At 75.4% G+C, this 20,202-nt stretch carries 19 protein-coding genes and 1 riboswitch; of the genes, 10 read left to right on the forward strand and 9 right to left on the reverse strand.

What is annotated here, in order from left to right:
• Nucleotide 1: 1 nt before the first annotated feature.
• Both thiS and thiO read right to left on the reverse strand, forming a co-directional pair.
• Nucleotides 2-211 (reverse strand): sulfur carrier protein ThiS, encoded by a 210-nt coding sequence (gene thiS / locus J5Y04_RS11860; RefSeq protein WP_209411934.1) that lies wholly within the window; start codon nt 209-211, stop codon nt 2-4.
• A complete protein-coding gene (gene thiO, locus J5Y04_RS11865; RefSeq protein WP_245204680.1) occupies nt 208-1,392 on the reverse strand; it encodes a glycine oxidase ThiO in 1,185 nt (394 codons plus the stop codon). The genes thiS and thiO overlap by 4 nt, the downstream gene beginning before the upstream one ends.
• Nucleotides 1,387-1,499, reverse strand: a riboswitch (TPP riboswitch). (Overlaps the previous gene by 6 nt.)
• Before the next feature lie 93 nt (nt 1,500-1,592).
• Here thiO and J5Y04_RS11870 point away from each other — a divergent pair.
• From J5Y04_RS11870 to thiE, 3 genes are read left to right on the forward strand one after another with little or no spacing between them, the layout of a single operon-like run.
• Entirely contained in the window at nt 1,593-2,789 is a 1,197-nt protein-coding gene (locus J5Y04_RS11870) for an NAD(P)/FAD-dependent oxidoreductase (protein WP_209411935.1), read from the forward strand.
• A gap of 51 nt (nt 2,790-2,840) precedes the next feature.
• A complete protein-coding gene (locus tag J5Y04_RS11875; protein WP_209411936.1) occupies nt 2,841-3,206 on the forward strand; it encodes an Rv2175c family DNA-binding protein in 366 nt (121 codons plus the stop codon).
• On the forward strand, nt 3,206-3,856 hold the full coding sequence (gene thiE / locus J5Y04_RS11880; protein ID WP_209411937.1) for a thiamine phosphate synthase: 651 nt from the start codon (nt 3,206-3,208) through the stop codon (nt 3,854-3,856). Before J5Y04_RS11875 ends, thiE begins: the two co-directional genes overlap by 1 nt.
• Nucleotides 3,857-3,891: 35 nt before the next feature.
• On the opposite strand, the gene J5Y04_RS11885 is transcribed toward thiE, so the two are convergent.
• Nucleotides 3,892-4,998, reverse strand: coding sequence for a polyprenyl synthetase family protein (locus J5Y04_RS11885; protein ID WP_307853069.1), 1,107 nt, complete (start codon nt 4,996-4,998; stop codon nt 3,892-3,894).
• A gap of 187 nt (nt 4,999-5,185) precedes the next feature.
• On the opposite strand from J5Y04_RS11885, the gene metF reads away from it, so the two are divergent.
• Nucleotides 5,186-6,100 (forward strand): methylenetetrahydrofolate reductase [NAD(P)H], encoded by a 915-nt coding sequence (gene metF, locus J5Y04_RS11890; RefSeq protein WP_209411938.1) that lies wholly within the window; start codon nt 5,186-5,188, stop codon nt 6,098-6,100.
• A gap of 152 nt (nt 6,101-6,252) precedes the next feature.
• On the forward strand, nt 6,253-7,155 hold the full coding sequence (locus tag J5Y04_RS11895) for a hypothetical protein (protein WP_209411939.1): 903 nt from the start codon (nt 6,253-6,255) through the stop codon (nt 7,153-7,155).
• A gap of 43 nt (nt 7,156-7,198) precedes the next feature.
• Here the strand turns inward: J5Y04_RS11895 and J5Y04_RS11900 are convergent, their stop codons facing one another.
• Entirely contained in the window at nt 7,199-8,704 is a 1,506-nt protein-coding gene (locus J5Y04_RS11900; RefSeq protein ID WP_209411940.1) for an NAD(P)/FAD-dependent oxidoreductase, read from the reverse strand.
• A gap of 9 nt (nt 8,705-8,713) precedes the next feature.
• Complete coding sequence (locus J5Y04_RS11905; RefSeq protein ID WP_209411941.1) at nt 8,714-9,346, reverse strand: DUF4126 domain-containing protein; 633 nt, start codon at nt 9,344-9,346, stop codon at nt 8,714-8,716.
• Nucleotides 9,347-9,905: 559 nt separating this feature from the next.
• Here J5Y04_RS11905 and J5Y04_RS11910 point away from each other — a divergent pair.
• The 3 genes from J5Y04_RS11910 to J5Y04_RS11920 all read left to right on the forward strand — a co-directional run bounded on the left by J5Y04_RS11910 (nt 9,906) and on the right by J5Y04_RS11920 (nt 12,122).
• A complete protein-coding gene (locus tag J5Y04_RS11910; RefSeq protein WP_209411942.1) occupies nt 9,906-10,511 on the forward strand; it encodes an SAV_6107 family HEPN domain-containing protein in 606 nt (201 codons plus the stop codon).
• A 104-nt stretch (nt 10,512-10,615) separates the two neighbouring features.
• A complete protein-coding gene (locus J5Y04_RS11915) occupies nt 10,616-11,368 on the forward strand; it encodes a methyltransferase domain-containing protein (RefSeq protein WP_245204681.1) in 753 nt (250 codons plus the stop codon).
• A 364-nt stretch (nt 11,369-11,732) separates the two neighbouring features.
• Nucleotides 11,733-12,122, forward strand: a complete 390-nt coding sequence (locus tag J5Y04_RS11920) for a DUF3040 domain-containing protein (RefSeq protein ID WP_209411943.1) — start codon at nt 11,733-11,735, stop codon at nt 12,120-12,122.
• A 133-nt stretch (nt 12,123-12,255) separates the two neighbouring features.
• Here J5Y04_RS11920 and J5Y04_RS11925 read toward each other — a convergent pair whose 3' ends face one another.
• From J5Y04_RS11925 to J5Y04_RS11940, 4 genes are all read right to left on the reverse strand, one after another.
• Nucleotides 12,256-14,706: a DUF3488 and transglutaminase-like domain-containing protein gene (locus J5Y04_RS11925; protein ID WP_209411944.1), complete on the reverse strand. Its 2,451-nt coding sequence runs from the start codon at nt 14,704-14,706 to the stop codon at nt 12,256-12,258.
• Nucleotides 14,703-16,025, reverse strand: coding sequence for a DUF58 domain-containing protein (locus J5Y04_RS11930; protein ID WP_307853070.1), 1,323 nt, complete (start codon nt 16,023-16,025; stop codon nt 14,703-14,705). Before J5Y04_RS11930 ends, J5Y04_RS11925 begins: the two co-directional genes overlap by 4 nt.
• 1 nt (nt 16,026) lies before the next feature.
• The gene (locus tag J5Y04_RS11935) at nt 16,027-16,992 is read right to left on the reverse strand and encodes a MoxR family ATPase (protein ID WP_209412108.1); all 966 of its coding nucleotides are present in this window, start codon (nt 16,990-16,992) and stop codon (nt 16,027-16,029) included.
• 409 nt (nt 16,993-17,401) lie between these two features.
• Complete coding sequence (locus J5Y04_RS11940) at nt 17,402-17,944, reverse strand: carbonic anhydrase (protein WP_209411945.1); 543 nt, start codon at nt 17,942-17,944, stop codon at nt 17,402-17,404.
• Between the two features lie 635 nt (nt 17,945-18,579).
• Here J5Y04_RS11940 and rsmH point away from each other — a divergent pair.
• Both rsmH and J5Y04_RS11950 read left to right on the forward strand, forming a co-directional pair.
• Entirely contained in the window at nt 18,580-19,557 is a 978-nt protein-coding gene (rsmH, locus tag J5Y04_RS11945) for a 16S rRNA (cytosine(1402)-N(4))-methyltransferase RsmH (RefSeq protein WP_209411946.1), read from the forward strand.
• A gap of 36 nt (nt 19,558-19,593) precedes the next feature.
• Nucleotides 19,594-20,175 (forward strand): cell division protein FtsL, encoded by a 582-nt coding sequence (locus tag J5Y04_RS11950; protein ID WP_374105996.1) that lies wholly within the window; start codon nt 19,594-19,596, stop codon nt 20,173-20,175.
• The last annotated feature ends 27 nt before the right edge of the window (nt 20,176-20,202 follow it).

The following is a 20,202-nucleotide window of genomic DNA, read 5'->3' on the forward strand; positions in this document are numbered from 1 at the left end:
GTCAGCCCCCCTGTACGGCGGTGAGGATCTCGATCCGGTCGCCCGCCGAGAGCTGCGTGAGCGGCCACGAACCACGGGGCACCACGGTCTCGTTGAGCGCGGCGGCGACGCCCGAGGCGGACCGGCTCAGGGTGGCCACCACCTCGGCGAGGGTGGTCGCGGCGGGCACCTGGCGGGGCTCGCCGTTGACGGTGAGGGGGATGTCGCTCATGCGGGGACCTTCGTCGTGGAGCCGGTGGGGGCGAAGCGGGTGGGGGAGAACGGCGCGGCGAGGTCCGGCGTCGTGCCGGTGGCCAGGTACCCGGCGACCAGGTCGGCGGTCACCGGGGTGAGCAGCACGCCGTTGCGGTAGTGGCCGGTGGCGGCGACCAGGCCGGGCAGGGCGGTCGGCCCGAGCAGCGGCGCGTTGTCCGGCGAGCCCGGGCGCAGCCCGGCGGAGGTCTCCACCAGCGGCAGTTCGGTGATGCCGGGGACCAGCTCGTGGGCGTCGCGCAGCAGCTCGTACACGCCGCCGGCGGTGACGGTGGTGTCGTACCCCTGCTCCTCGGTGGTCGCGCCGATCACCAGCTCGCCGTCCTCGCGGGGCACCAGGTAGAGGTGCTGGCCGCGGACCACCGCACGGACGTTGCGGGACAGGAAGGGCCGGTACGCGGGCGGGACGTGCAGCCGCAGGATCTGGCCCTTGACCGGGCGGATCGCCGGCAGCACGCCCTCGGGCAGCCCGGGCAGCAGATGGCTCTGCGGCCCGGCGGCCAGCACGACCTGATCGGCGGTCACGGTCGCGCCGGTGGCGAGCCGGGCGCCGGTGGCGCGGCCGCCGTCGACCACCAGGGCGGTGGCCTCGGTGCGGTGCAGCCGGACGCCGGCCCGCTCGCATGCGAGGACGAGGGCCTTGGCGAGCCGTCGGCCGTCGACCTGGTGGTCGTCGGTGACGTGCAGGCCGCCGCGGACGCCCGGGGCGAGCATCGGTTCGAGCCTGCGGGCCTCGCGGCCGGTGAGCCACCGCGAGTCCAGACCGAGCCGCTGGTGGAAGGCGTGCAGCTCGCGGAGCTCCTCGCGGTCGTCCGAGTCGAGGGCGACGGCGATCGTGCCGCACTGGCGGTAACCGGTGTCCTGGCCGCCGCTGGCCTCGGTCAGTTCGGCGGCGAAGGCCGCGTACCGCTCGTTGGAGGCCATGCCGAGGCGCAGCAGCGGCTCCTCGCCGTACTGGAGTTCGGTGACGGGCGCGAGCATTCCGGCCGCGACCTGGGCGGCGCCGCCGCCGGGCCGGGGGTCCGCCACCACGATGTCCTTCAGCCCGTGCTGGGCGGCGCGCCAGGCGACGGCGAGGCCGATGATGCCCCCGCCGATCACCAGCACGCCGGCGTGGGCGTCCGGTGCCGAGCGTGTCAAAGTCGCTGCTCTCCCTTCGCCGGTATGACCCGGATCAGGTTCGGACGGTCGCAGGCCGTGTCAGCCCGCCTCTCAGCCCGGTCCGCCGGGCTCCCGTGATGGTGCCCCCACCTTAACGCCGGGGGTCGGCGCCGCCGAAGGCGTGTACGAGGGGTGGGACGGCGCCCGGCGCCCCCGGCGGGCGCCAGTACAGTGACCGCGTGGCAGAGCTGAGCGGGACGGATCAGGTGGTCGTGGTCGGGGCCGGGCTGGCCGGGGCGCAGTGCGCCTCGGGCCTGCGGCGGGGCGGCTGGCAGGGGCGCATCGTGCTGGTGGGCGACGAGCCGCACGCGCCGTACGACCGGCCGCCGCTCTCCAAGGAGGTGCTGCTCGGCAAGGCCGACGCCACCACCCTGGACATCGACTTCCCGCACCTGGGCATCGAACTGCTCGCCGGCCGCCGCGCCACCGGCCTCACCCCCGGCGTGCTGCACACCGACGGCGGCGACCTGCCGTACGGCGCCCTGGTGATCGCCACCGGCGCCGTCCCGCGCGTCCTGCCCGGCGCCGAGCGCGCGCACCTGCTGCACACCCTGGACGACGCCCTGGCCCTGCGCGCCCTGCTCCGCCCGGGCCTGCGCCTGGTGCTGGTCGGCGCGGGCTGGATCGGCGCCGAGGTGGCCACCGCCGCCCGCGCGGCCGGCTGCGAGGTGACCGTGGTCGAGGCGGGCCCGGCGCCGGTCCCCGGCGCGCTGCCCGCCGAGGTCGGCCGGGCGATGGCCGCCTGGTACGCCGAGGCCGGGGTCGGGTTGCGCTGCGGCGCCGCCGTCGAGGCCGTCGAGCCCGGCGCGGTGCTGCTGGCGGACGGCTCGCGCCTGCCCGCGGACGAGGTGGTGGTCGGCATCGGCGCCCGCCCGGCGACCGACTGGCTGGCCGGCTCCGGCGTCGGGCTGGACGCGGCCGGCGCCGTCCTGGTGGACGAGGGGCTGCGCACCGCCCTGCCCGGCGTCTACGCGGCCGGCGACTGCGCGAGCTACCCCTCCGCCCGGACGGGCGCCCGGCTGACCGTCCAGCACTGGGACCACGCGCTGCAGTCCGGCGAGGCGGCGGCCGCCGCCGTCCTCGGCGCGGACCTGCCGTACGACCCGGTGCCGTACTTCTGGTCGGAGCAGTTCGGCCGGATGGTGCAGTACGCCGGGCGCCACGGCGACGGCGACGAGCTGCTCTGGCGCGGATCGCCGGCGGACGCCTCCTGGGCGGTGCTCTGGCTGCGCGACGGGGTGCTGCGCGCCCTGCTCGCCGTCGACCGCCCGCGCGACCTCACCCAGGGCCGCCGGCTGGTCGAGCGCGGCGCGGTGCTGGATCCGGCCCGGGCGGCGGACCCGTCGGTGCCGCTGAAGTCGGCCGTCGCGGGCTGACGGGCCGTCCCTTTGGTGCGCGGCGGGCCGCGGAGGTGGCAGTCTGGTGACGTGAGTGAGATCGAGAACAAGATTGAAGCCCTGGTCACCGACTGGATGTACCTGCCCGACATCTCGGAGCAGTGGGGGGTCCGGGTCACCGAGGTGCGTGACCTGGTCAAGAACGGCGGCCTGATCGCCGTCCGGCGCGGCCCGAACAGGTCGCTCCAGGTCCCGGCCGCGTTCATCGACGGTCAGGGGCTGGTCAAGCACCTGTCCGGCACCCTGACCGTGCTGCGCGACTGCGGGTACAACGACGAAGAGATCCTGGAGTGGCTCTTCACCGAGGACCCGTCGCTGCCGGGCAGCCCGATCCAGGCGCTCCAGGAGAACCGCGGCACCGAGGTGAAGCGCCGCGCCCAGGCGATGCTGATCTGATGGCCGCGGACACGCTGCGCCGGCGCCTCGCCGACGCCCGGCTCTACCTGTGCACCGACGCCCGGCGGGAGCAGGGCGACCTCGCCGAGTTCCTGGACGCCGCGCTGGCGGGCGGGGTGGACATCGTCCAGCTCCGCGACAAGGGGCTGGAGGCCAGGCAGGAGCTGGAGGCGCTGGAGGTCTTCGCCGACGCCTGCCGCCGGCACGGGAAGCTGCTGTCGGTCAACGACCGCGCCGACGTCGCGCACGCCGCCCGCCCCGAGGTGCTCCACCTCGGCCAGGACGACCTGCCGGTGTCGGCGGCCCGGGCGATCCTGGGCGAGGACGTGCTGATCGGCCGTTCCTGCCACGCCGAGTCCGAGGTGGACGCGGCGGTCGCCGAGACCGGCGTCGACTACTTCTGCACCGGGCCGGTCTGGCCCACCCCGACCAAGCCCGGCCGGCACGCGCCCGGCCTCGGCCTGGTCTCGTACGCGGCGAAGCAGGTCACCGACCGGCCGTGGTTCGCCATCGGCGGCATCGACCTGGGCAACCTGGACGAGGTGCTGGCGGCCGGGGCGAGCCGGGTCGTGGTGGTGCGCGCCATCACGGCCGCGGACGACCCGCAGGCCGCCGCCGCGGCGCTGTCCCGGCGGCTGCGCCGGGGCTGACGCCGCGCGGGGCCGCCGCCGTTCCCGGGCTCGTCTCAGTACTTCCGGACGGTGGCGGCCTCGGCCAGCGCCAGCAGCACCTCGCGGGCCCGCGCGTCGGCCAGCGGCGCCGCGTCCAGTGCGGCCAGCGACTGCCGCATCAGCTCCTCGATGCGCAGCTCCACCAGCTCGGGCGCGCCGCTGCGCTCGACCAGCCCGCGCAGCCGGGCCACCTCCTCGGGCGCGAGGTCCGGCGCGCCGAGCCGCTCGTCCAGGTGGCGGGCGTCGGCGGCCGGGAGCCCGCGCATCGCGTGCGCGACCAGCAGGGTCCGCTTGCCCTCGCGCAGGTCGTCCCCGGCGGGCTTGCCGGTGACCGCCGGGTCGCCGAAGACGCCGAGCAGGTCGTCCCGGAGCTGGAACGCCTCGCCCAGCGGCAGGCCGAACGCCCCGTACGCCTCGACCAGTTCCGGCCGGGCGCCCGCGAGCAGCGCGCCGACCTGGAGCGGCCGCTCGATCGTGTACTTGGCCGACTTGTAGTGCAGCACCGTCTGCGCCCGGTCCAGTGCGCCCTCGTCGGTGGAGTCGCCGGCGACCGGCTCCAGCACGTCCAGGTACTGGCCGACCATGACCTCGGTGCGCATCAGGTCGAACACCGGCTTGGCGGCCAGCACCGCCGCCGGGTCCAGGCCCGAGCGCAGGAACAGCTCGTCGCACCAGATCAGCAGCAGGTCGCCGAGCAGCACCGCGGCCGAGGCGCCGTACTGCTCGCGGTCGCCGCGCCAGCCGCTGTCGCGGTGCAGGGCCTCGAAGCGGCGGTGCACCGAGGGCAGGCCGCGCCGGGTGTCGCTGCGGTCCATCAGGTCGTCGTGGACCAGCGCGCTCGCCTGGAGCAGTTCCAGGGCCGCCGCCGCGTTGGCGATGCCCTCGCCGGCCGCCGCGCCGCCGGCGCCGCGCCAGCCCCAGTAGCAGAACGCCGGGCGCAGCCGCTTGCCGCCGTCCAGCAGGAAGTCGCGCAGCGCCTCGGCCGCGGGCGCCAGCTGCGGGGAGATCTTCCCGAGCAGGGCCGCCTGGCCGTCCATGAAGCCGGCGAGGGCCGCGTTGACGCGCCCGCGCACGTCCTCCACGTCAATGGGGTTGGCCGGCCGGTTGCTGGACGAGGTCACGATGAGGCTCCGGGGGTTTGGCTGGGGGTGGGGCAAGCGTAGCCGGGCGGCCGGGAACAGCTGTACGGGCGAGGCCGCGGGCCCTCCCGGGAGCGGTCGTGGACGGAACCGGAATCCCGTCCACCATTTGTCTCAATAAATGGGACCGAGTTGTCCGTGCCCTTCGACCGACGGTTAACCTGCCAGCATGGCACTCGGAATCGCTTCCACCAGAACTGACCGCGCGCTGACGGTCCGCGAGCTTCTGGCGGCCGGCAAGCGATCCTTCTCCTTCGAGTTCATGCCCCCGCGCACCGAGGTCGGCGAGCAGCGTCTCTGGGACGCCATCCGCCGGCTCGAACCGCTCGACCCCAACTTCGTCTGCATGACGTACGGGGCCGGCGGCTCCTCGCGCGAGCGCACCGTCAACATGGTCGGCCGGATCGCCACCGAGACCACCCTGACGCCGGTCGCCCACCTGACCGCCGTCGACCACTCGGTCGCCGAGCTGCGCAACATCATCGGCCAGTACGCCGACCAGGGCGTGCGCAACGTCCTCGCGGTGCGCGGCGACCCGCCCGGCGACCCGATGGGCGAGTGGGTGAAGCACCCGCAGGGGGTCACCTACGCGTACGAGCTGGTCGAGCTGATCAAGGGCATCGGCGACTTCTGCGTGGGCGTGGCCGCCTCGCCGAACATGCACCCGCGCTCGACCGACTGGGACGAGGACATCCGGCACTTCGTGGCGAAGATCCGCTCCGGGGCCGACTACGCGATCACCCAGATGTTCTTCGAGGTCGACGACTACCTGCGGCTGCGCGACCGGGTCGCGGCGGCCGGCTGCGAGACGCCGATCATCCCGGAGATCATGCCGGTGACCAACGCCAAGCAGCTCGACCGCTTCCCGCAGCTGAGCGGTTCGGCCTTCCCGGCCGAGCTGGAGGCCCGGCTGCGCGCCGCCATCGACGACCCGGCGGCACTGCGCGAGGTCGGCATGGAGCACGCGACCGCGATGTCCGAGCGCTTGCTTGCCGAGGGCGCCCCCGGCCTGCACTTCATCACGCTCAACCACTCGACGGCGACCCTGGAGATCTACCAGAACCTCGGCCTGCACCGGCGCTGAGCAGCGCCGCCGGCCCGGCCGGGTAGGCGGCCGCAGCGGCCCGGAAGCGGTCGCCCCGGGCGGGAACGCGATGCGGTACCCGGGCCGTTGAACGGGTACAGTCGCCGCACACGCGCGGCGCGCGCGGGCACGCGACTGGAGGTAGCGCGCGGATGGGCATCGGATACCTGCTGCTGTACGCCGCGTTGGCGGTGGTGGCGCTCTGGCTGGTGGCCGAGCTGCTGCTGCAGAACCGGGCCCCGGTGCACTGGCGCGCCCTCGCCCTGGCCGGCTTCCTCGGGGTGCCCGCCGGGATGGCGGCCGGCTCCGTCGTGGTGATCGGTGCGGGCGCGGCCCTGTTCGCGGTCGGCCAGACCCTCGTCACCCTCTCCGTGAAGCGCGGCTACGCGGCCGGCTGGTCGCTGCGCACCGCCGACGGCGGCCTGCCCGGCCCGCTCGCCAAGGTGCCGCTGCTCGGCGCGCTGACCGGCGGCGCGGTGGTGGCCACCGCGGTGGCGGCCGACCGGATCGGCACGGTCAGCGCGGTCGAGGAGAGCCCCGAGCCGGGGCCCGCGGACGAGGACGTCCCGGCCGTCGAGCAGACCGCGGCCTTCGAGATGCAGGAGATCGCCGCGGACGACGGCGTCTACGCGCCCGGCTACTACGAGCAGCAGCAGCCCCAGCAGGTCCAGCAGGCCCAGCCGGACCCGTACGCCGAGGCCTACCAGGCCGGCTACGACCCCGCCCAGCAGCAGGCCGCCTGGGACCACAACGCCCAGCAGCAGCAGCAACAGCAGCAGTGGCAGACCCAGCAGCAGCCGGCCTTCGCCTACGACCAGGGCTACGGCGGCTACCAGCAGCAGGCCGTCCAGCCGGACCAGTACGCGGCCTACCAGCAGCAGCCCGACGCCTACGGCAGCTACCAGCAGCAGGCCGTCCAGCAGCAGTACGGCTACGACCAGCAGGCCCAGCAGCAGTGGCAGCCGCAGCAGGACCAGCAGCAGGGCATCCCGCAGCAGCCGCAGTACGACCAGTACGGCTACCAGCAGCAGAACACCTGGCAGCAGCAGGGCTGAGCCCCCGCGGCCCGGCCGGCCCGCGTGCGGCCGGCCACCCCGGTCAGGCCGGGCCGATGAGGTTGGCCGCGATGCAGGCCGACATGCCGACCCGGGCCAGCCCGCCACCGGGGTGGGCGGCGCCGCCCACCAGGTAGAGGCCGGGGACGGGGGACTCGTTGGCGGACTGCAGCCAGCGCCCGTCGCCGCCGGCCAGGGCGGGGAGGGTGACGGCACCCATGAACGCACCGGTCTCCCGGCGGGTGTCCTCGGGAGTGCGGACCACCCGCCACAGGACGCGCTCGCGCAGGCCGAGCCCGGCCGCGTCGACGTGCTCCAGCAGGCGGTCCGCATAGCGCTCGGCCAGGCCGGGCTCCGTCCAGTCGACGTCGCCCTGGGCCGGCACCGTCACGGTCAGCACCACGCTCTCGTGCCCGTCGTCCGGTCGCAGCGACGGGTCGTCGGGGCGCAGGACCTCGACCGTCGGGCGCTCGCAGAGGCCGGTGCTGAGCGTCAGGGCGTTCCACTCGGCCGCGGGGTCGGCGGCGTGCACCACGGTGCGGTGCACGGTGCCCTCCGGCCGGGCCCCGCGCAGGGCCAGCAGCACGCGGAACCGCCCCTTGGGCTCCTCGTTCTGCCGCGCCCACTCGTTCGGGTCGCCGCCGCCCGGCCACTCGGCGACGCGCCGGCGGAACAGCTCCCAGGCGTCCATCGAGGAGACCACCAGGTCGGCGTCGATCCGGCCGTCGGCGGTGTCGACACCCACGGCGCGGCCGTCCTCGACCGCCACGGAGGTGACCTCGGTGCCGAAGCGGAACTCCACCTTGCGCTGCTCGCAGCGCCGGTACACCGCGTCGGCCAGCGCGCGGACGCCGCCCCTGACGTACCAGACGCCGAAGGACTGCTCCATGTACGGCAGCACGGTGGCGCTCGCCGGGGCGGTGTCCGGGTGGAGGCCGTAGCGCAGCGCGTACTCGTTCAGCAGCGCGGTCAGGCCCGGGTGTCCGTCGAGACCGTGGGCGGCCACGCCGGTGAGCGTCCAGGGCGCGGGCCGGAACAGCCGGGACAGCAGGCCCTTGCGGGGCGGCGCCGGGTACGGGTCGGTGTGCAGCTGCGTCGGGTCGGCCGGGAGCGGCTCCTCCAGCAGCGGGCGGCGGGTGGCCTCCCAGACCGTGCGGCCGTGGTTCATCACCTCGGCCCAGCGCGCGCCCGAGCCCGCGCCGAAGGCGGCGTCCAGCGCCTGGACCACGCCGCCACGGGAGGCGTTGGGCAGCACCAGGTCGGTGCCGTCGGGGAACAGGTGCCGGCTCTCCGGGTCGACCGGCGCCAGCCCGACCAACTGCTCCAACGGCTCCTTGCCGGTCTTCAGCGCGAGGTCGCGGTAGACGGCGGGGAGGGTGAGCAGCCCGGGGCCGGTGTCGAAGGCGAAACCGTCCCGTTCGTACCGGCCGACCATGCCCCCGTACGTCCCGCCCGCCTCGCAGACCGTCACCCGGTGTCCGAGGGTCGCCAGCCGGGAGGCCGCCGCGAGCCCGCTCATTCCTGCGCCGATGATGACGATCCGTGCCATGGCCCGATCCTATGGCTGCGCGGAGTACGCCCCCGCCGCCGGCTGTGCCCGGCCCGCCAGGCGGGCCGCCCTGCGCTCGCGGCGGCGGGCGCGGAAGCGGCGGATGCGGTTGACCGCGAACCGGACCAGCAGCAGGCCGGCGATCAGCAGGGCGGCGGCGATCGAGGCGGCCAGCCACGGGTGGAAGATCGCCAGGGTGACCAGGCCGGCCACCGAGAGGTCCTCGGCGAGGCTGACCGCGATGTTGCTGGCCGGCTCGGGCGAGGTGTTGACCGCCATCCGCAGCGAGGCCTTCACCAGATGGCTGACCAGCGCCGTGGTGCCGCCCACCGCGCCCGCGGCGACCTCGGGCAGCGAACCCGGCTCGGCGCTCGCGATCAGCGCGCCCACCGTGGCCCCGGCGATCGGGCGGATCACCGTGTGGACGGCGTCCCAGACGCTGTCCACGTACGGGATCTTGTCGGCCACCGCCTCCAGCAGGAAGAGCACGGCCGCCACGACCAGCACGTCGGTGCGCTCCAGCGCGGGCGGAACCGAGCCGGCCCCGGCGAACCGGCCCAGCAGGCCGAGCAGCAGCACCACCGCGTACGCGTTGATCCCGCTCGCCAGTCCGCTGGTGAAGATCAGCGGAAGGATGGTCATCCGTTCCTCCTCGGAGTGCCCGCCGGGACCGCCCGGCTCGCCGTACCGTACCGGGACGCCCGCGGCCCGCCCTCCGGTTCCCGGCCCGGGCGGACTGAGTACGGATACTCAGAAACACGGTTGAGTACCTGAGCGGATGGCCTCCGACCTGCGGAGACGGGAGAGTGGTGGCACCGGGACGGCGGCGCGTCGGGCGCTGCCGGACCGGTACGGCGGACAGGTGGGGTCCGCGCCGGTCACGGGGGGCCGGCGGACGCCACCGGCGGGTCCGCACCGGAGCCGGCCGTAGGCCGCGCACCGCCGACACGGGGCGGCGGAGCGGGGCCAGGGGGGACCGGCCACCGGGGACTGGGGGCGCCGACCACGGGGGACGGCGCTCCGGCGGGTGCGGGGCGGTGAGCGCGGGCCGACGGGGGAGCGGCCGGTGAGCGCCGCCCGCACGCATGTCCGGCGCCCGGGCGGACGGTCGACGCCTCCGGGCCGCGTTGTCAGTGGCTCCGTTCACGATGGAGACGCACGGACCGTCCGGCCCGTGCACTGCCTCGGAACGGGGGAGACCATGACCGTCAGCCGTCCTGAGCCCGTCACCGCCCGCCTCCACCACGCCGCCCACCGGCCGACGCCACAGCGGTCGGACGGCCACCAGGCCGGCGCCCACGCCCCCGCCGCCGGGGACGTCCACCCGGTGCTGCGCCGGGGCGCCGCCCCGCCCGCCGCGCTCGACCTGCTCGCCGACGCACACCGCACGCTCACCCGGTCCCGCTCCCTGGAGGACCCGGTGGAGCGCTACGCCGCCGCCCACCTCGCCGCGCTGCGCACCGTGGCGGCGGTGCTCGCCGTCCGGGGCCGGCCGGAGAAGAGCCCCCGGCGGCGCCGGGCGATCCGCAGCGCCTGGGAGGTGCTCCCCGAGGTGGCGCCCGAGCTCGCCGAGTGGGCGGTCTACTTCGCGGCCGGCGCCCGCCGCCGTGCCGCCGCCGAGGCCGGGATCAGGGGCGCCGCCTCGGCCCGCGACGCCGACGACCTGATCCGCAACTCCGCGCTCTTCCTCCGCCTGGTCGAGCGGCTGCTCGGCCTGCACCCGGTGCCGCCCGCGCCGCGGCTCCCGCCGGACGACGGTGGCGCCGGCCACGCCCCCGGTCCCGGCGGCGGCCGGGGGAGGGCCTGAGGCGGCCGGGGCGGGGCGGTCCGGCGGCCCGCAGTGGCCCGCCCGCCGGCCCGGTCTAAGGTGGAGGCATCCTGATCGATCTGCACGTGCCGAGGAGTCCCGCCTTGTACCCGACGCGTCCCCGCAGCGCCCTGCGTACCGCCGTGGTCTGGGAGGTGGTGCGGGCAGCCCTGGAGAAGCGGGCGGCCGAGCTCGACCGGCCGGTGCTCGACGTGGTCGACACCGGCGGCGGCACCGGCAACTTCGCCGTGCCGGTGGCCCGGCTCGGCCACCGCGTCACCGTGGTCGACCCGAGCCCCGACGCGCTGTTCGCGCTGGAGCGCCGGGCCGCCGAGGCCGGGGTGACCGACCTGGTCCGCGCCGTCCAGGGCGACACCCAGACGCTGCCCGAGCTGGTCGCGCCCGGCACCGTCGACGCGGTGCTCTGCCACGGCGTGCTGGAGGTCGTGGACGACCCGGCCGAGGCGCTCGGCAGCCTGGCCTGCACCCTGCGCCGCGGCGGTTTCGTCAGCCTGCTGGCCGCCAACCGCAACGGCGCCGTGCTGGCCCGCGCGCTCGGGGGGCACTTCAACGACGCCCGGACGGTGCTGGAGGCCGCCGACGGCCGCTGGGGCGACACCGACCCGATGCCGCGCCGCTTCACCGGTGAGGAGCTCGACCGGCTTGCCGTCGCCGCCGGGCTGCGGGTGGACTCGGTGCACGGCGTACGGGTCTTCGCCGACCTGGTGCCGGGCGTCCTGGTGGACGCCGAGCCGGGTGCGCTGGACGCGCTGCTCAAGCTGGAGGAGGCGGCCGCCGAGCAGCCCGCCTTCCACGCCGTCGCGACCCAGCTCCACCTGCTGGCCACCCTGGCCTGACCGGGCGGTCCGCCGCCGTTCTCCGGCGGTCCTCCTCCCCCTCTCCTCCGAAGCTCCCCAGGTCCCGGCCGATTCCACCCGGTCGGGCACTTGTCCGGACCCCGCCGCGTTGAGCCCAGTGCGGCCGGGGACGGCCCGGAGTGGCCCGGCCCGTGCGTGGCCGACCACCCCGTAACGGGCCCGTGGACCGTATGATCTGGGTAAAGCCGGAAAGCATGACAGCCGGACGCTTGGGGCATATGGACGACACGGGCCCGGGCCCCGCACAGGCGTCCGACCGCGTGTTCTCAAGGCTGATTGGACTTGCCTCCCCGACCGGGGCGGCGGACCGGTCGCACCCGCGACCGACGAGTAGGAGGACTCCGTGCCGCTCTCGGAGCACGAGCAGCGACTGCTCGACCAGATGGAGCGAGCGCTGTATGCCGAAGATCCCAAATTCGCGTCGGCGCTCGAGGGAACCGGGCTGCGCACCTACACCCGTCGCCGGGTCTATCTGGCCGTCGGCGGCTTCGTGGTGGGCATCGGCCTGTTGATGGGCGGCATGGTCGTCCCCGACCAGATCTGGGTCAGCGTCGTCGGCTTCCTGGTGATGCTGGGGTGCGCGGTCTTCGCCGTGACGGGCTGGCGCCGTGGACCGGCCGGCCAGGCGTCCGGGCCCCGTCCGGCCGCCGCCCCGCGCCGCAAGGCCGGGATGATGGACCGGGTCGAGCAGCGCTGGCAGCGCCGCCGGGACGAGCAGACCGGCGGGTTCTGAGCCTGCGGCACGAAGGCTCAGGGCAACACGCCTCCGGGCACGGGGCCTGCGGGTCCCATCGCATGAACGCCGAGAGGGCGGGCAGTCGATCCGACTGCCCGCCCTCGGCGCATCCCGTCTCAGGACGCCGGGATCAGGACTCCGTCCCGTCCGTGCCGCCCCGGCGCCGCAGCCGGTCCCAGGCCCGGCGGACCGGACCGGTGACCGCGCCGGCCACCCGGGCCGCCCGCCGGCGGGCCGCGAGCCGCACGCCCAGCACCGCGTCGGAGAGCTTCCACCAGAGCTTGGCCGAGGACGGCGGCAGCAGCACCGCCCTGGTCCGCCCGGCCCGGCCCGCGCCGGCCCGCAGGCCGTCCCGGGCGGTCCGGACGTCCGCCGCCAGCGGCGCCGACACCTGGGCGGACCGGGCGTAGAGCACCCGCTCGGTGGCCAGCGCCACCCGGCCGGCGGCGGCCGCCGACGCCTCGTCCAGCTCGGCGGTCTCGGAGATCCGGCGGGCGGCGGCGCGCGGGGTGCGCGACTCGTCCGGCGGGATGCCGAGGTCCCAGGCGGAGTCGATCAGCTCGTCCCAGGCGGCCAGCACCTGCTCGTCGGTCAGCTCCGCCGGGCCGTCACCGCCGGGCCGGCGCCGCCCGCCCGCGCCGAGCCGCCGGCGGCGCAGCAGCGTCCGCCAGAGCATCGGGGTGAGCAGCAGCGCGATCACCACCAGGACCGCGGCCAGGGTGGACAGCACCTGCCAGGAGAGCAGCCAGGAATCCTCGTGGGCGCCGGCGGCCCCCTTCCGCTGGTCCCCGCAGTCGCCCGTCCGGCGCAGCTTCGGGTCGCAGTCGCTGCTGCTGGAGGGCACCGCGACCGGCGCGGTGCTCTGCGCGGCGGCGGTGGGCGCGGTGGTCGGCGCGCTGGTGGGCGCGGCGACCGGCTCGGTGTAGCGGGGAGCCACCCCGACGCCCTTGGTGGGCTCGAAGCGGGTCCAGCCGAAGCCCTCGAAGTACAGCTCGGGCCACGCGTGGTACATCAGCCCGTTGACCGAGTACAGGTCGCCGCCCTTGGCGTTGCCCGGCGTGAAGCCGACCGCGACGCGGGAGGGGATGCCCAGGGTGCGGGCCATCGCCGCCATGGTGGAGGCGAAGTGCACGCAGAAGCCCTTGCGGTTGCGCAGGAACTCCACGATCGCGTCGTTGCCGGTGCCGGACTTGATCTGGGTGGTGTAGGTGAAGTCGGGGCCGGTGAACCAGTCCTGGAGCGCCAGCGCCTTGTCGTACGCGGTGGACGCCTTGCTGGTGACCGCCTGGGCCTGCTGGCGGACGACGGACGGCAGGTCCCCGGGCAGGCCGGTGTAGTGCCCGGCGATCTGCGGCCGGGCGGGCAGCGCCTGGCGCAGCTCCTCGGCGGTGGGCCGGACGTCGTACGCGGTGACCTGGTAGTGCAGGCCCTTGATCGCCTTCTCCTTGCCGGCGGCCGGTTGGACGGTGCCGGTGAGGGTGTCCACCTTCCAGCTGCCGGGGTTCGGGACGGTGGCGTTCTTGGCCGGGTAGGGCATCGGCAGCCAGGCGGAGTCCAGGTTGTTGGTGACCTGGAAGTCGCCCGGGACCGTCGGGACGCCGAGGTCGCGCAGCCCCTCCGGGGGCGCGAAGGTGCCCTTGAAGTCGGTCGTGGCGGGGCTGCCCAGCTTCCACGCGGCGCCGTCGAACACGTCCAGCGAACCGGTGCGCAGGTAGGCGGTGTCCGCGAGGGTGCTGTCCATCCGGTAGGTGAGCAGCTCGATGTCGCTGGGCTTGGTCAGCGCGGACTCCAGGGTCACCAGCGGGTCGAGGCTGGTGACGCCCCCGGCGCCGGTGCCGGCCGCGGCGCCCTTGGGGCCGGTGTGGATCAGGCCGCCGTCCCAGCGCGGCAGGAACGCCGGCACCAGCAGCGCCAGCGCCAGCGCCAGGACGCCGACGCGCTGGCCGCTGAGGCTGAGCGTGCCGCCCTCGGCGCCGCGCGAGGTGCCGCGGAAGACCCGGCCCCAGCGGGAGACGCGGTCCTGGCCCTCGGCGAAGAGCAGGACCAGGTAGCCGACGGAGGCGAGCCCGAACCAGACCCAGCTGCCCCGGTCGCCCGCCAGTCCGTTTCCGACGGAGTAGAGCGCCAGCAGCGGCAGGCCGGCCAGCGCCGAGCGCCGGTAGGTCACCGCGACGGCGTCCACGGCGATGGCGATCAGCCCGACGGAGGAGACCAGGATCAGCCGCAGGCCCGGGTTGGGCGGGGCCGGGATGGCGTACTCCCGGATGTCGTCCAGCCCGTTGCCGAGGACCTGGCCGAGGGTGCGCACCGACTCGGGGCCGGGCAGCATGCCGCCGAAGCGGTTGGTGGCGCTCGCGAAGCCGACCAGCAGCAGGACGAAGAGGACGAGCAGCTGCCCGAGCGGCACCGTCCAGCGGTAGAAGGGCGTCCGGCGCAGGCCCGCGCCGGACCCGGCGACCGCGACGACCACCAGCAGGGCGTAGACGATCCAGCTCTTGCCGGTGAGCAGCGGGGTCAGGCAGAGCGAGGCCAGGGCGGTTGCCAGCGCCGAGTACACGGTCAGTTTGGCCCGGGTGGTCACGCGCCGGCCTCTTCTCGGTAGGGGGAGGACGACCCGGCCGCGTCGGCGGCCTGCCACAGGTCGGGGACGGAGTCACCGGCGCGGACCGGTAGGACCGTCCAGCCGGCCTCGCGCAGCTGGCGGACGCGGGAGCGGAACTCGTCGCCGCCGGTGTCCGGGGCGAGCATCCGCAGGCCGGTCCAGGTGCCGGAGTCGAGCAGGAAGACCACGGCGCCGCCGGTGCGGTTGCGCAGCCGTGCCAGCCGGGCGGTCTGCGCCTCGTCGAGGTCGCCCAGGACGGCGACCAGCAGGCCTTCGCCGGCGGTCCGCAGGGGCTCCTCGGCACGGGAGAGCCCGCCGCCGTCGGAGAGGTCGACCACCGCGAGCGCGTCCAGGATCAGGCCGGAGGCGTCGGCCGCGGTGTTGCCGCCGCCGGCGTCCGGGCCGGGGACGCAGTGGCCGGTGTCGGTGAGCAGCCGGGTCTGGTAGCCGCGCTCCAGGAGGTGCACGGCGACCGAGGCGGCGCAGCCGACCGCCCACTCGAAGGAGGAGGCGGGGCCGCTGCCGCGGTGGCCGGTCTCGCGGGTGTCGAGCAGCACGGTGGCGCGGGCCTTCTGCGGCTGCTCCTCGCGGCGGACCATCAGCTCGCCGTACCGGGCGGTGGACTTCCAGTGCACCCGGCGCAGGTCGTCGCCGTGCCGGTACTCGCGCAGGATGACGTCGTCGTCCCCGGCCAGGGCCAGGGTGCGGGTGCGGCTCTCGCCCTGGCCGACCCACTCGCCGCTGAGCCGCACCTGCGGCAGGGCCTGGACCTGCGGCACCACGGTGAGCACGTCGGAGGCGGAGAACGAGCGGTTCAGCTCGCACATCCCGAACGGGTCGGAGAGCCGCAGCTGGAGCGGCCCGAGCGGGTAGCGGCCGCGCAGGTCGGAGCGGACCCGGTAGGACACCTCGCGGTTGCCGCGCGGCTCGATCCGGTCCAGCACGAACCGCGGGCGCGGCCCGAGCACGTACGGGACCTTGTCCTCCAGCAGCAGCAGGCCGGTCGGCACCCGGGAGACGTTGTCCACCCGCAGGTGGACCCGGGCCTCCTGGCCGGCCACGGCCCGCCGGGGGGAGAGCCGCCGGCCGCTGGCCACCCGGTAGCGGGTGTTGGCCAGCAGCACCGCGGCGGCCAGCGGCAGGGCCGCGAGCAGCACGCCGACGCGCAGCAGCGCGTCCTGGTCCAGCACGTAGGAGCAGACCACCGCGGTGACCCCGGCGGCGAGGAAGGAGCGGCCCCGGGTGGTGAGGCCGCGCAGGCCGGCGCGCAGGCCCGACGGTGCGTCGGACGGCCCCACCTCAGCCCCTCCGGACGGCCGGGCCGCCCTGCGGGCGCGGCAGCGGCAGACGGGCGACGAGGTCGGCCACGATCTGCTCGGACGTGCGGCGGCTGAGCTGGGTCTCGGCGGTCGGCATCAGACGGTGGGCGAGCACCGGGACGGCGAGGCGCTGGATGTCGTCCGGGGTGACGTAGTCGCGTCCGTCCAGCGCGGCGGCGGCGCGGGCGGCCCGCACCAGGTGCAGGGTGGCGCGCGGCGAGGCGCCCAGGCGCAGCTCGTGGCTGGTGCGGGTGGCGCCGACCAGGTCGACGGCGTAGCGGCGGACCGGGTCGGCGATGTGGACGGTGCGCACCAGGTCGACCAGCTTGAGGATGTCGGCGGCGTGCGCGACCGGCTGGAGGTCCTCCAGCGGGCTGGCGCCGGCGTGCACGTCGAGCATGGCGAGCTCGGCCTCGGGGCTCGGGTAGCCCATCGAGATCCGCGCCATGAAGCGGTCCCGCTGGGCCTCCGGGAGGGCGTAGGTGCCCTCCATCTCGACCGGGTTCTGGGTGGCCACCACCATGAACGGCGAGGGCAGCTCGTAGCTGGTGCCGTCGATGGTGACCTGGCGCTCCTCCATCGACTCCAGCAGCGCGGACTGGGTCTTCGGCGAGGCGCGGTTGATCTCGTCGCCGACCACGATCTGGGCGAAGATCGCGCCCGGGCGGAACTCGAAGTCGCGCTGGTGCTGGTCGAAGATGTTGGTGCCGGTGACGTCCGAGGGCAGCAGGTCGGGCGTGAACTGGATGCGTCGCACGGTGCAGTCGACGGACCGGGCCAGCGCCTTGGCCAGCATCGTCTTGCCGACGCCGGGCACGTCCTCCAGCAGCAGATGGCCCTCGGCGAGCAGCACGGTCAGGGCGATCCGGACGGCCTCGGGCTTGCCCTCGATCACGCTCTCGATGTTGGCCCGCACCCGGTCCACGACGGCGGCGAGCTCCGGCAGGCCGACCGGGTGGTGGTAGCCGGGCGTCGGCTGATCGCCTCCCGTACGACCTTCGAGACCGGCCTGATCGTTGTAGCTCGTCACCCGTACGCTCCCTGGCACGCTGCGCCCACCTCACCCCGAGGCCGGCCCCCACCCCTGCTTGACGCGGCCCCTCCAGGAGCGGTTCCGCGCGGGAACCGGTGCCGGGGGACGGCCTGCGGCCTGGCCGCCCCAGGTGGTTCGGGGTCAGACCGGCAGGCGCATTCTCCCCCGGGCGGTGGCCAGAAGTCACCATCCGGCGGGGAAGCGCCGGGGGAAGGGGGAGGGATGCGCCGGGGAGGCGGCACCCGGGTGCGACGGGAACGCCGCGGCGTGGCCCGGACGGCGCTGGCCGGGCCGGCGGCGGTGCCGGGGAGCGGGGACGGGGTCAGGAGATCTCGCGGAGCAGTCCGGTGTGGACGTCGAAGACGAAGCCGCGCACGTCGTCGGTGTGCAGCAGGAACGGCGAGGTGCGCACCCGCTGCATGGACTGCCGGACGTCGCCGTCCAGGTCGACGAAGGCCTCCACCGCCCACTGCGGGCGCTGGCCGACCTCCAGCTCCAGCTCGCGCCGGAAGTCCTCGGTGAGGCCGAGCAGGCCGCAGCCGGTGTGGTGGATCAGTGCGACGGAGCGGGTGCCGAGGGCGCGCTGGCTGATGGTGAGCGAGCGGATGGTGTCGTCGGTCACGACGCCGCCGGCGTTGCGGATGACGTGGGCGTCGCCCAGTTCGAGGCCGAGTGCCGCGAACAGGTCGAGGCGGGCGTCCATGCAGGCGACCACGGCGATCTGCTGGACCGGGCGGGCGTCCATGCCGCCGTCGCGGAAGGTCACCGCGTACTCGCGGTTGGACGCGACGAAGCGGTCGATGATGGTCGGGTGGGTGGCGTCGGCAGCGGCGGTCGGCGTGGGCCGGTCGGGAGTCACTGTCATACCGGAGACGTTAGTGCGATTCTCCCGTCCGTGGTGGGGTCAGTGGCTACAGAGCGGGTGGCTGTGATCGAGTGCATATCCACAACCCGACGGCCCCGGAGGTCGTTCCGTCCGGATATGTCCGCCCCGTGCGGATGCCGGGAGGGCCGGGCCCGGGTACCGGGACGACGGGGCGGGGGTGCCGGGAGGGCCACGGGGGCACTGCCGGGACGAACGGGGCGCGCGAGGCCGCCGCGCGACCCCGGGAGACGGTGCCGGCGGGCTGGCGGGAAGGCCGCGACCTGCGGTGATCCGTACCGCCGCCCGGGTGGTGCGCCGGAGCGGGCCATTGACTGGCGGGGTCCGCGCGATAGAGTTGCGGCGCAGTGGAGCACACCCGCCGGAGCCCGTCAACCGGGCCTTTCCGGCCGGTGCGGCGGCCGACGCGGCCCGTGGCCTCCACCCGCTCCGTGCCACCTGGCGCACCTTCCCCGGTGCCGGGCGGTCACGACCTTCCCCAGAGCGGGCGGGGACCACGGGCCGCGTCCCGGCCCGGGCTGCTCCCCCCAGGCGCCGGTTCCGGTGCGCAGTGGGCCAAAATGGTCGGAGCTCCCGGACATCGGGCTGCTCCGCACCGAGGAAGGGCGCCACCGCGCATGACCACCAATGATCCGGCCCCCAAGCACGTCCCCGTGATGTTGCAGCGGTGCATGGACGCGCTGGCCCCGGCCATCTCGCAGCCGGGGGCCGTGGTGGTGGACGCCACCCTCGGCCTCGGCGGGCACAGCGAGGCCCTGCTGACCCAGTTCCCGGAGGTCCGGCTGGTCGCGGTGGACCGCGACCCGGCGGCGCTGAAGCTCTCCGGCGAGCGGCTCGCCCGGTTCGGCGACCGGGCGACCCTGGTGCACGCCGTCTACGACGAGATCCCCGAGGTGCTGGAGCGCCTCGGCATCCCCGAGGTGCAGGGCGTCCTGTTCGACCTCGGCGTCTCCTCGATGCAGCTGGACGAGGCCGAGCGCGGCTTCGCCTACTCCCAGGACGCCCCGCTCGACATGCGGATGGACCAGACCCGCGGCCTGAGCGCGGCCGAGGTGCTGAACACCTACACCCACGGCCAGCTGGCCCGGATCCTCAAGGTCTACGGCGAGGAGCGGTTCGCCGGGAAGATCGCCTCGGTGATCGTGCGCGAGCGCGAGAAGGAACCGTTCACCACCAGTGCGCGTCTGGTCGAGTTGGTGCGCAACGCCATTCCGGCCGCCACCCGCCGCACCGGCGGGAACCCGGCCAAGCGCACCTTCCAGGCGCTGCGGATCGAGGTCAACGGCGAGCTGGAGGTCCTGGACCGGGCGATCCCGGGCGCACTGGACGCCCTGGCGCTGGGCGGTCGGATCGTCGTGATGTCCTACCAGTCGCTGGAGGACCGCCTGGTCAAGCAGTACCTCGCCGCCGGGGCGACCAGCACCGCCCCGCCGGGGCTGCCGTTCGTCCCCGAGGAGCACCAGCCCTGGCTGAAGCTGATCACCCGCGGTGCCGAGCTGGCCACCGAGGAGGAGATCGAGGAGAACCGGCGCGCCGCGCCCGTGCGGCTGCGGGTGGCGGAGAGGATCAGGGACCGAAGCACCACCCGGGGCTGACCAGGCCGGGGCGGTCCGAAGGGCGGAGGAGACAGCGTGGGGCCGGTGGCCGGAGGCGGGGCGGGGGGCGCGGTGCTCCCCGGGCAGGGCGGCAGGGCGCGGATCACGGTCCGCCCCGGGCGGCGCCCGGTACGGGGGCGGACGCCGTTCGCGGTCCTGGTGGTGGTCCTGCTCGCGGCCGGGCTGCTCGGCCTGCTGGCGCTGAACACCGCGCTCAACGAGGGCTCCTTCGAACTCTCCAGGCTCCAGCGGCAGACCACCGTGCTCACCGACGAGCAGCAGGGCCTCCAGCACCAGATCGACCAGAACTCCGCGCCGGACGCGCTGGCGCGCCGGGCCGCCGAGCTGGGCATGGTGCCGGCCGGCGGGATGGCCTTCCTGGACGTCCCGAACGGGGGCAAGGTGCTCGGCACGCCCGCCCCGGCGCAGGACGGCCAGCCGGTGAAACGGTCCACCGCGGAGCCGTGGCCGGGGAAGCCGCAGCCCTCGCCGAGCGCCCAGCCGAGCGCCGCCGCGCCGACGGCCCCCGCGGGCGGCGGCGACACCACCGTCCAGATCAACCCCGCCGTCCCCGCGCCGCGGCCGGCGCCGACCGCGACCGGGGGTGCGGGCCGATGAGCCAACGGAACGAGCGGACCGGGCAGG

It is taken from the genome of Kitasatospora sp. RG8 (assembly GCF_017813315.1).
Classification (GTDB): domain Bacteria; phylum Actinomycetota; class Actinomycetes; order Streptomycetales; family Streptomycetaceae; genus Kitasatospora.

Excerpts from the sequence above, each read along its gene's own strand:
- thiS (WP_209411934.1), bottom strand. The coding sequence starts at position 211 with ATGAGCGACATCCCCCTCACCGTCAACGGCGAGCCCCGCCAGGTGCCC.
- thiE (WP_209411937.1), top strand. The coding sequence starts at position 3,206 with ATGGCCGCGGACACGCTGCGCCGGCGCCTCGCCGACGCCCGGCTCTAC.
- metF (WP_209411938.1), top strand. The coding sequence starts at position 5,186 with ATGGCACTCGGAATCGCTTCCACCAGAACTGACCGCGCGCTGACGGTC.
- J5Y04_RS11895 (WP_209411939.1), top strand. The coding sequence starts at position 6,253 with ATGGGCATCGGATACCTGCTGCTGTACGCCGCGTTGGCGGTGGTGGCG.
- J5Y04_RS11900 (WP_209411940.1), bottom strand. The coding sequence starts at position 8,704 with ATGGCACGGATCGTCATCATCGGCGCAGGAATGAGCGGGCTCGCGGCG.
- J5Y04_RS11905 (WP_209411941.1), bottom strand. The coding sequence starts at position 9,346 with ATGACCATCCTTCCGCTGATCTTCACCAGCGGACTGGCGAGCGGGATC.
- J5Y04_RS11910 (WP_209411942.1), top strand. The coding sequence starts at position 9,906 with ATGACCGTCAGCCGTCCTGAGCCCGTCACCGCCCGCCTCCACCACGCC.
- J5Y04_RS11940 (WP_209411945.1), bottom strand. The coding sequence starts at position 17,944 with ATGACAGTGACTCCCGACCGGCCCACGCCGACCGCCGCTGCCGACGCC.
- rsmH (WP_209411946.1), top strand. The coding sequence starts at position 18,580 with ATGACCACCAATGATCCGGCCCCCAAGCACGTCCCCGTGATGTTGCAG.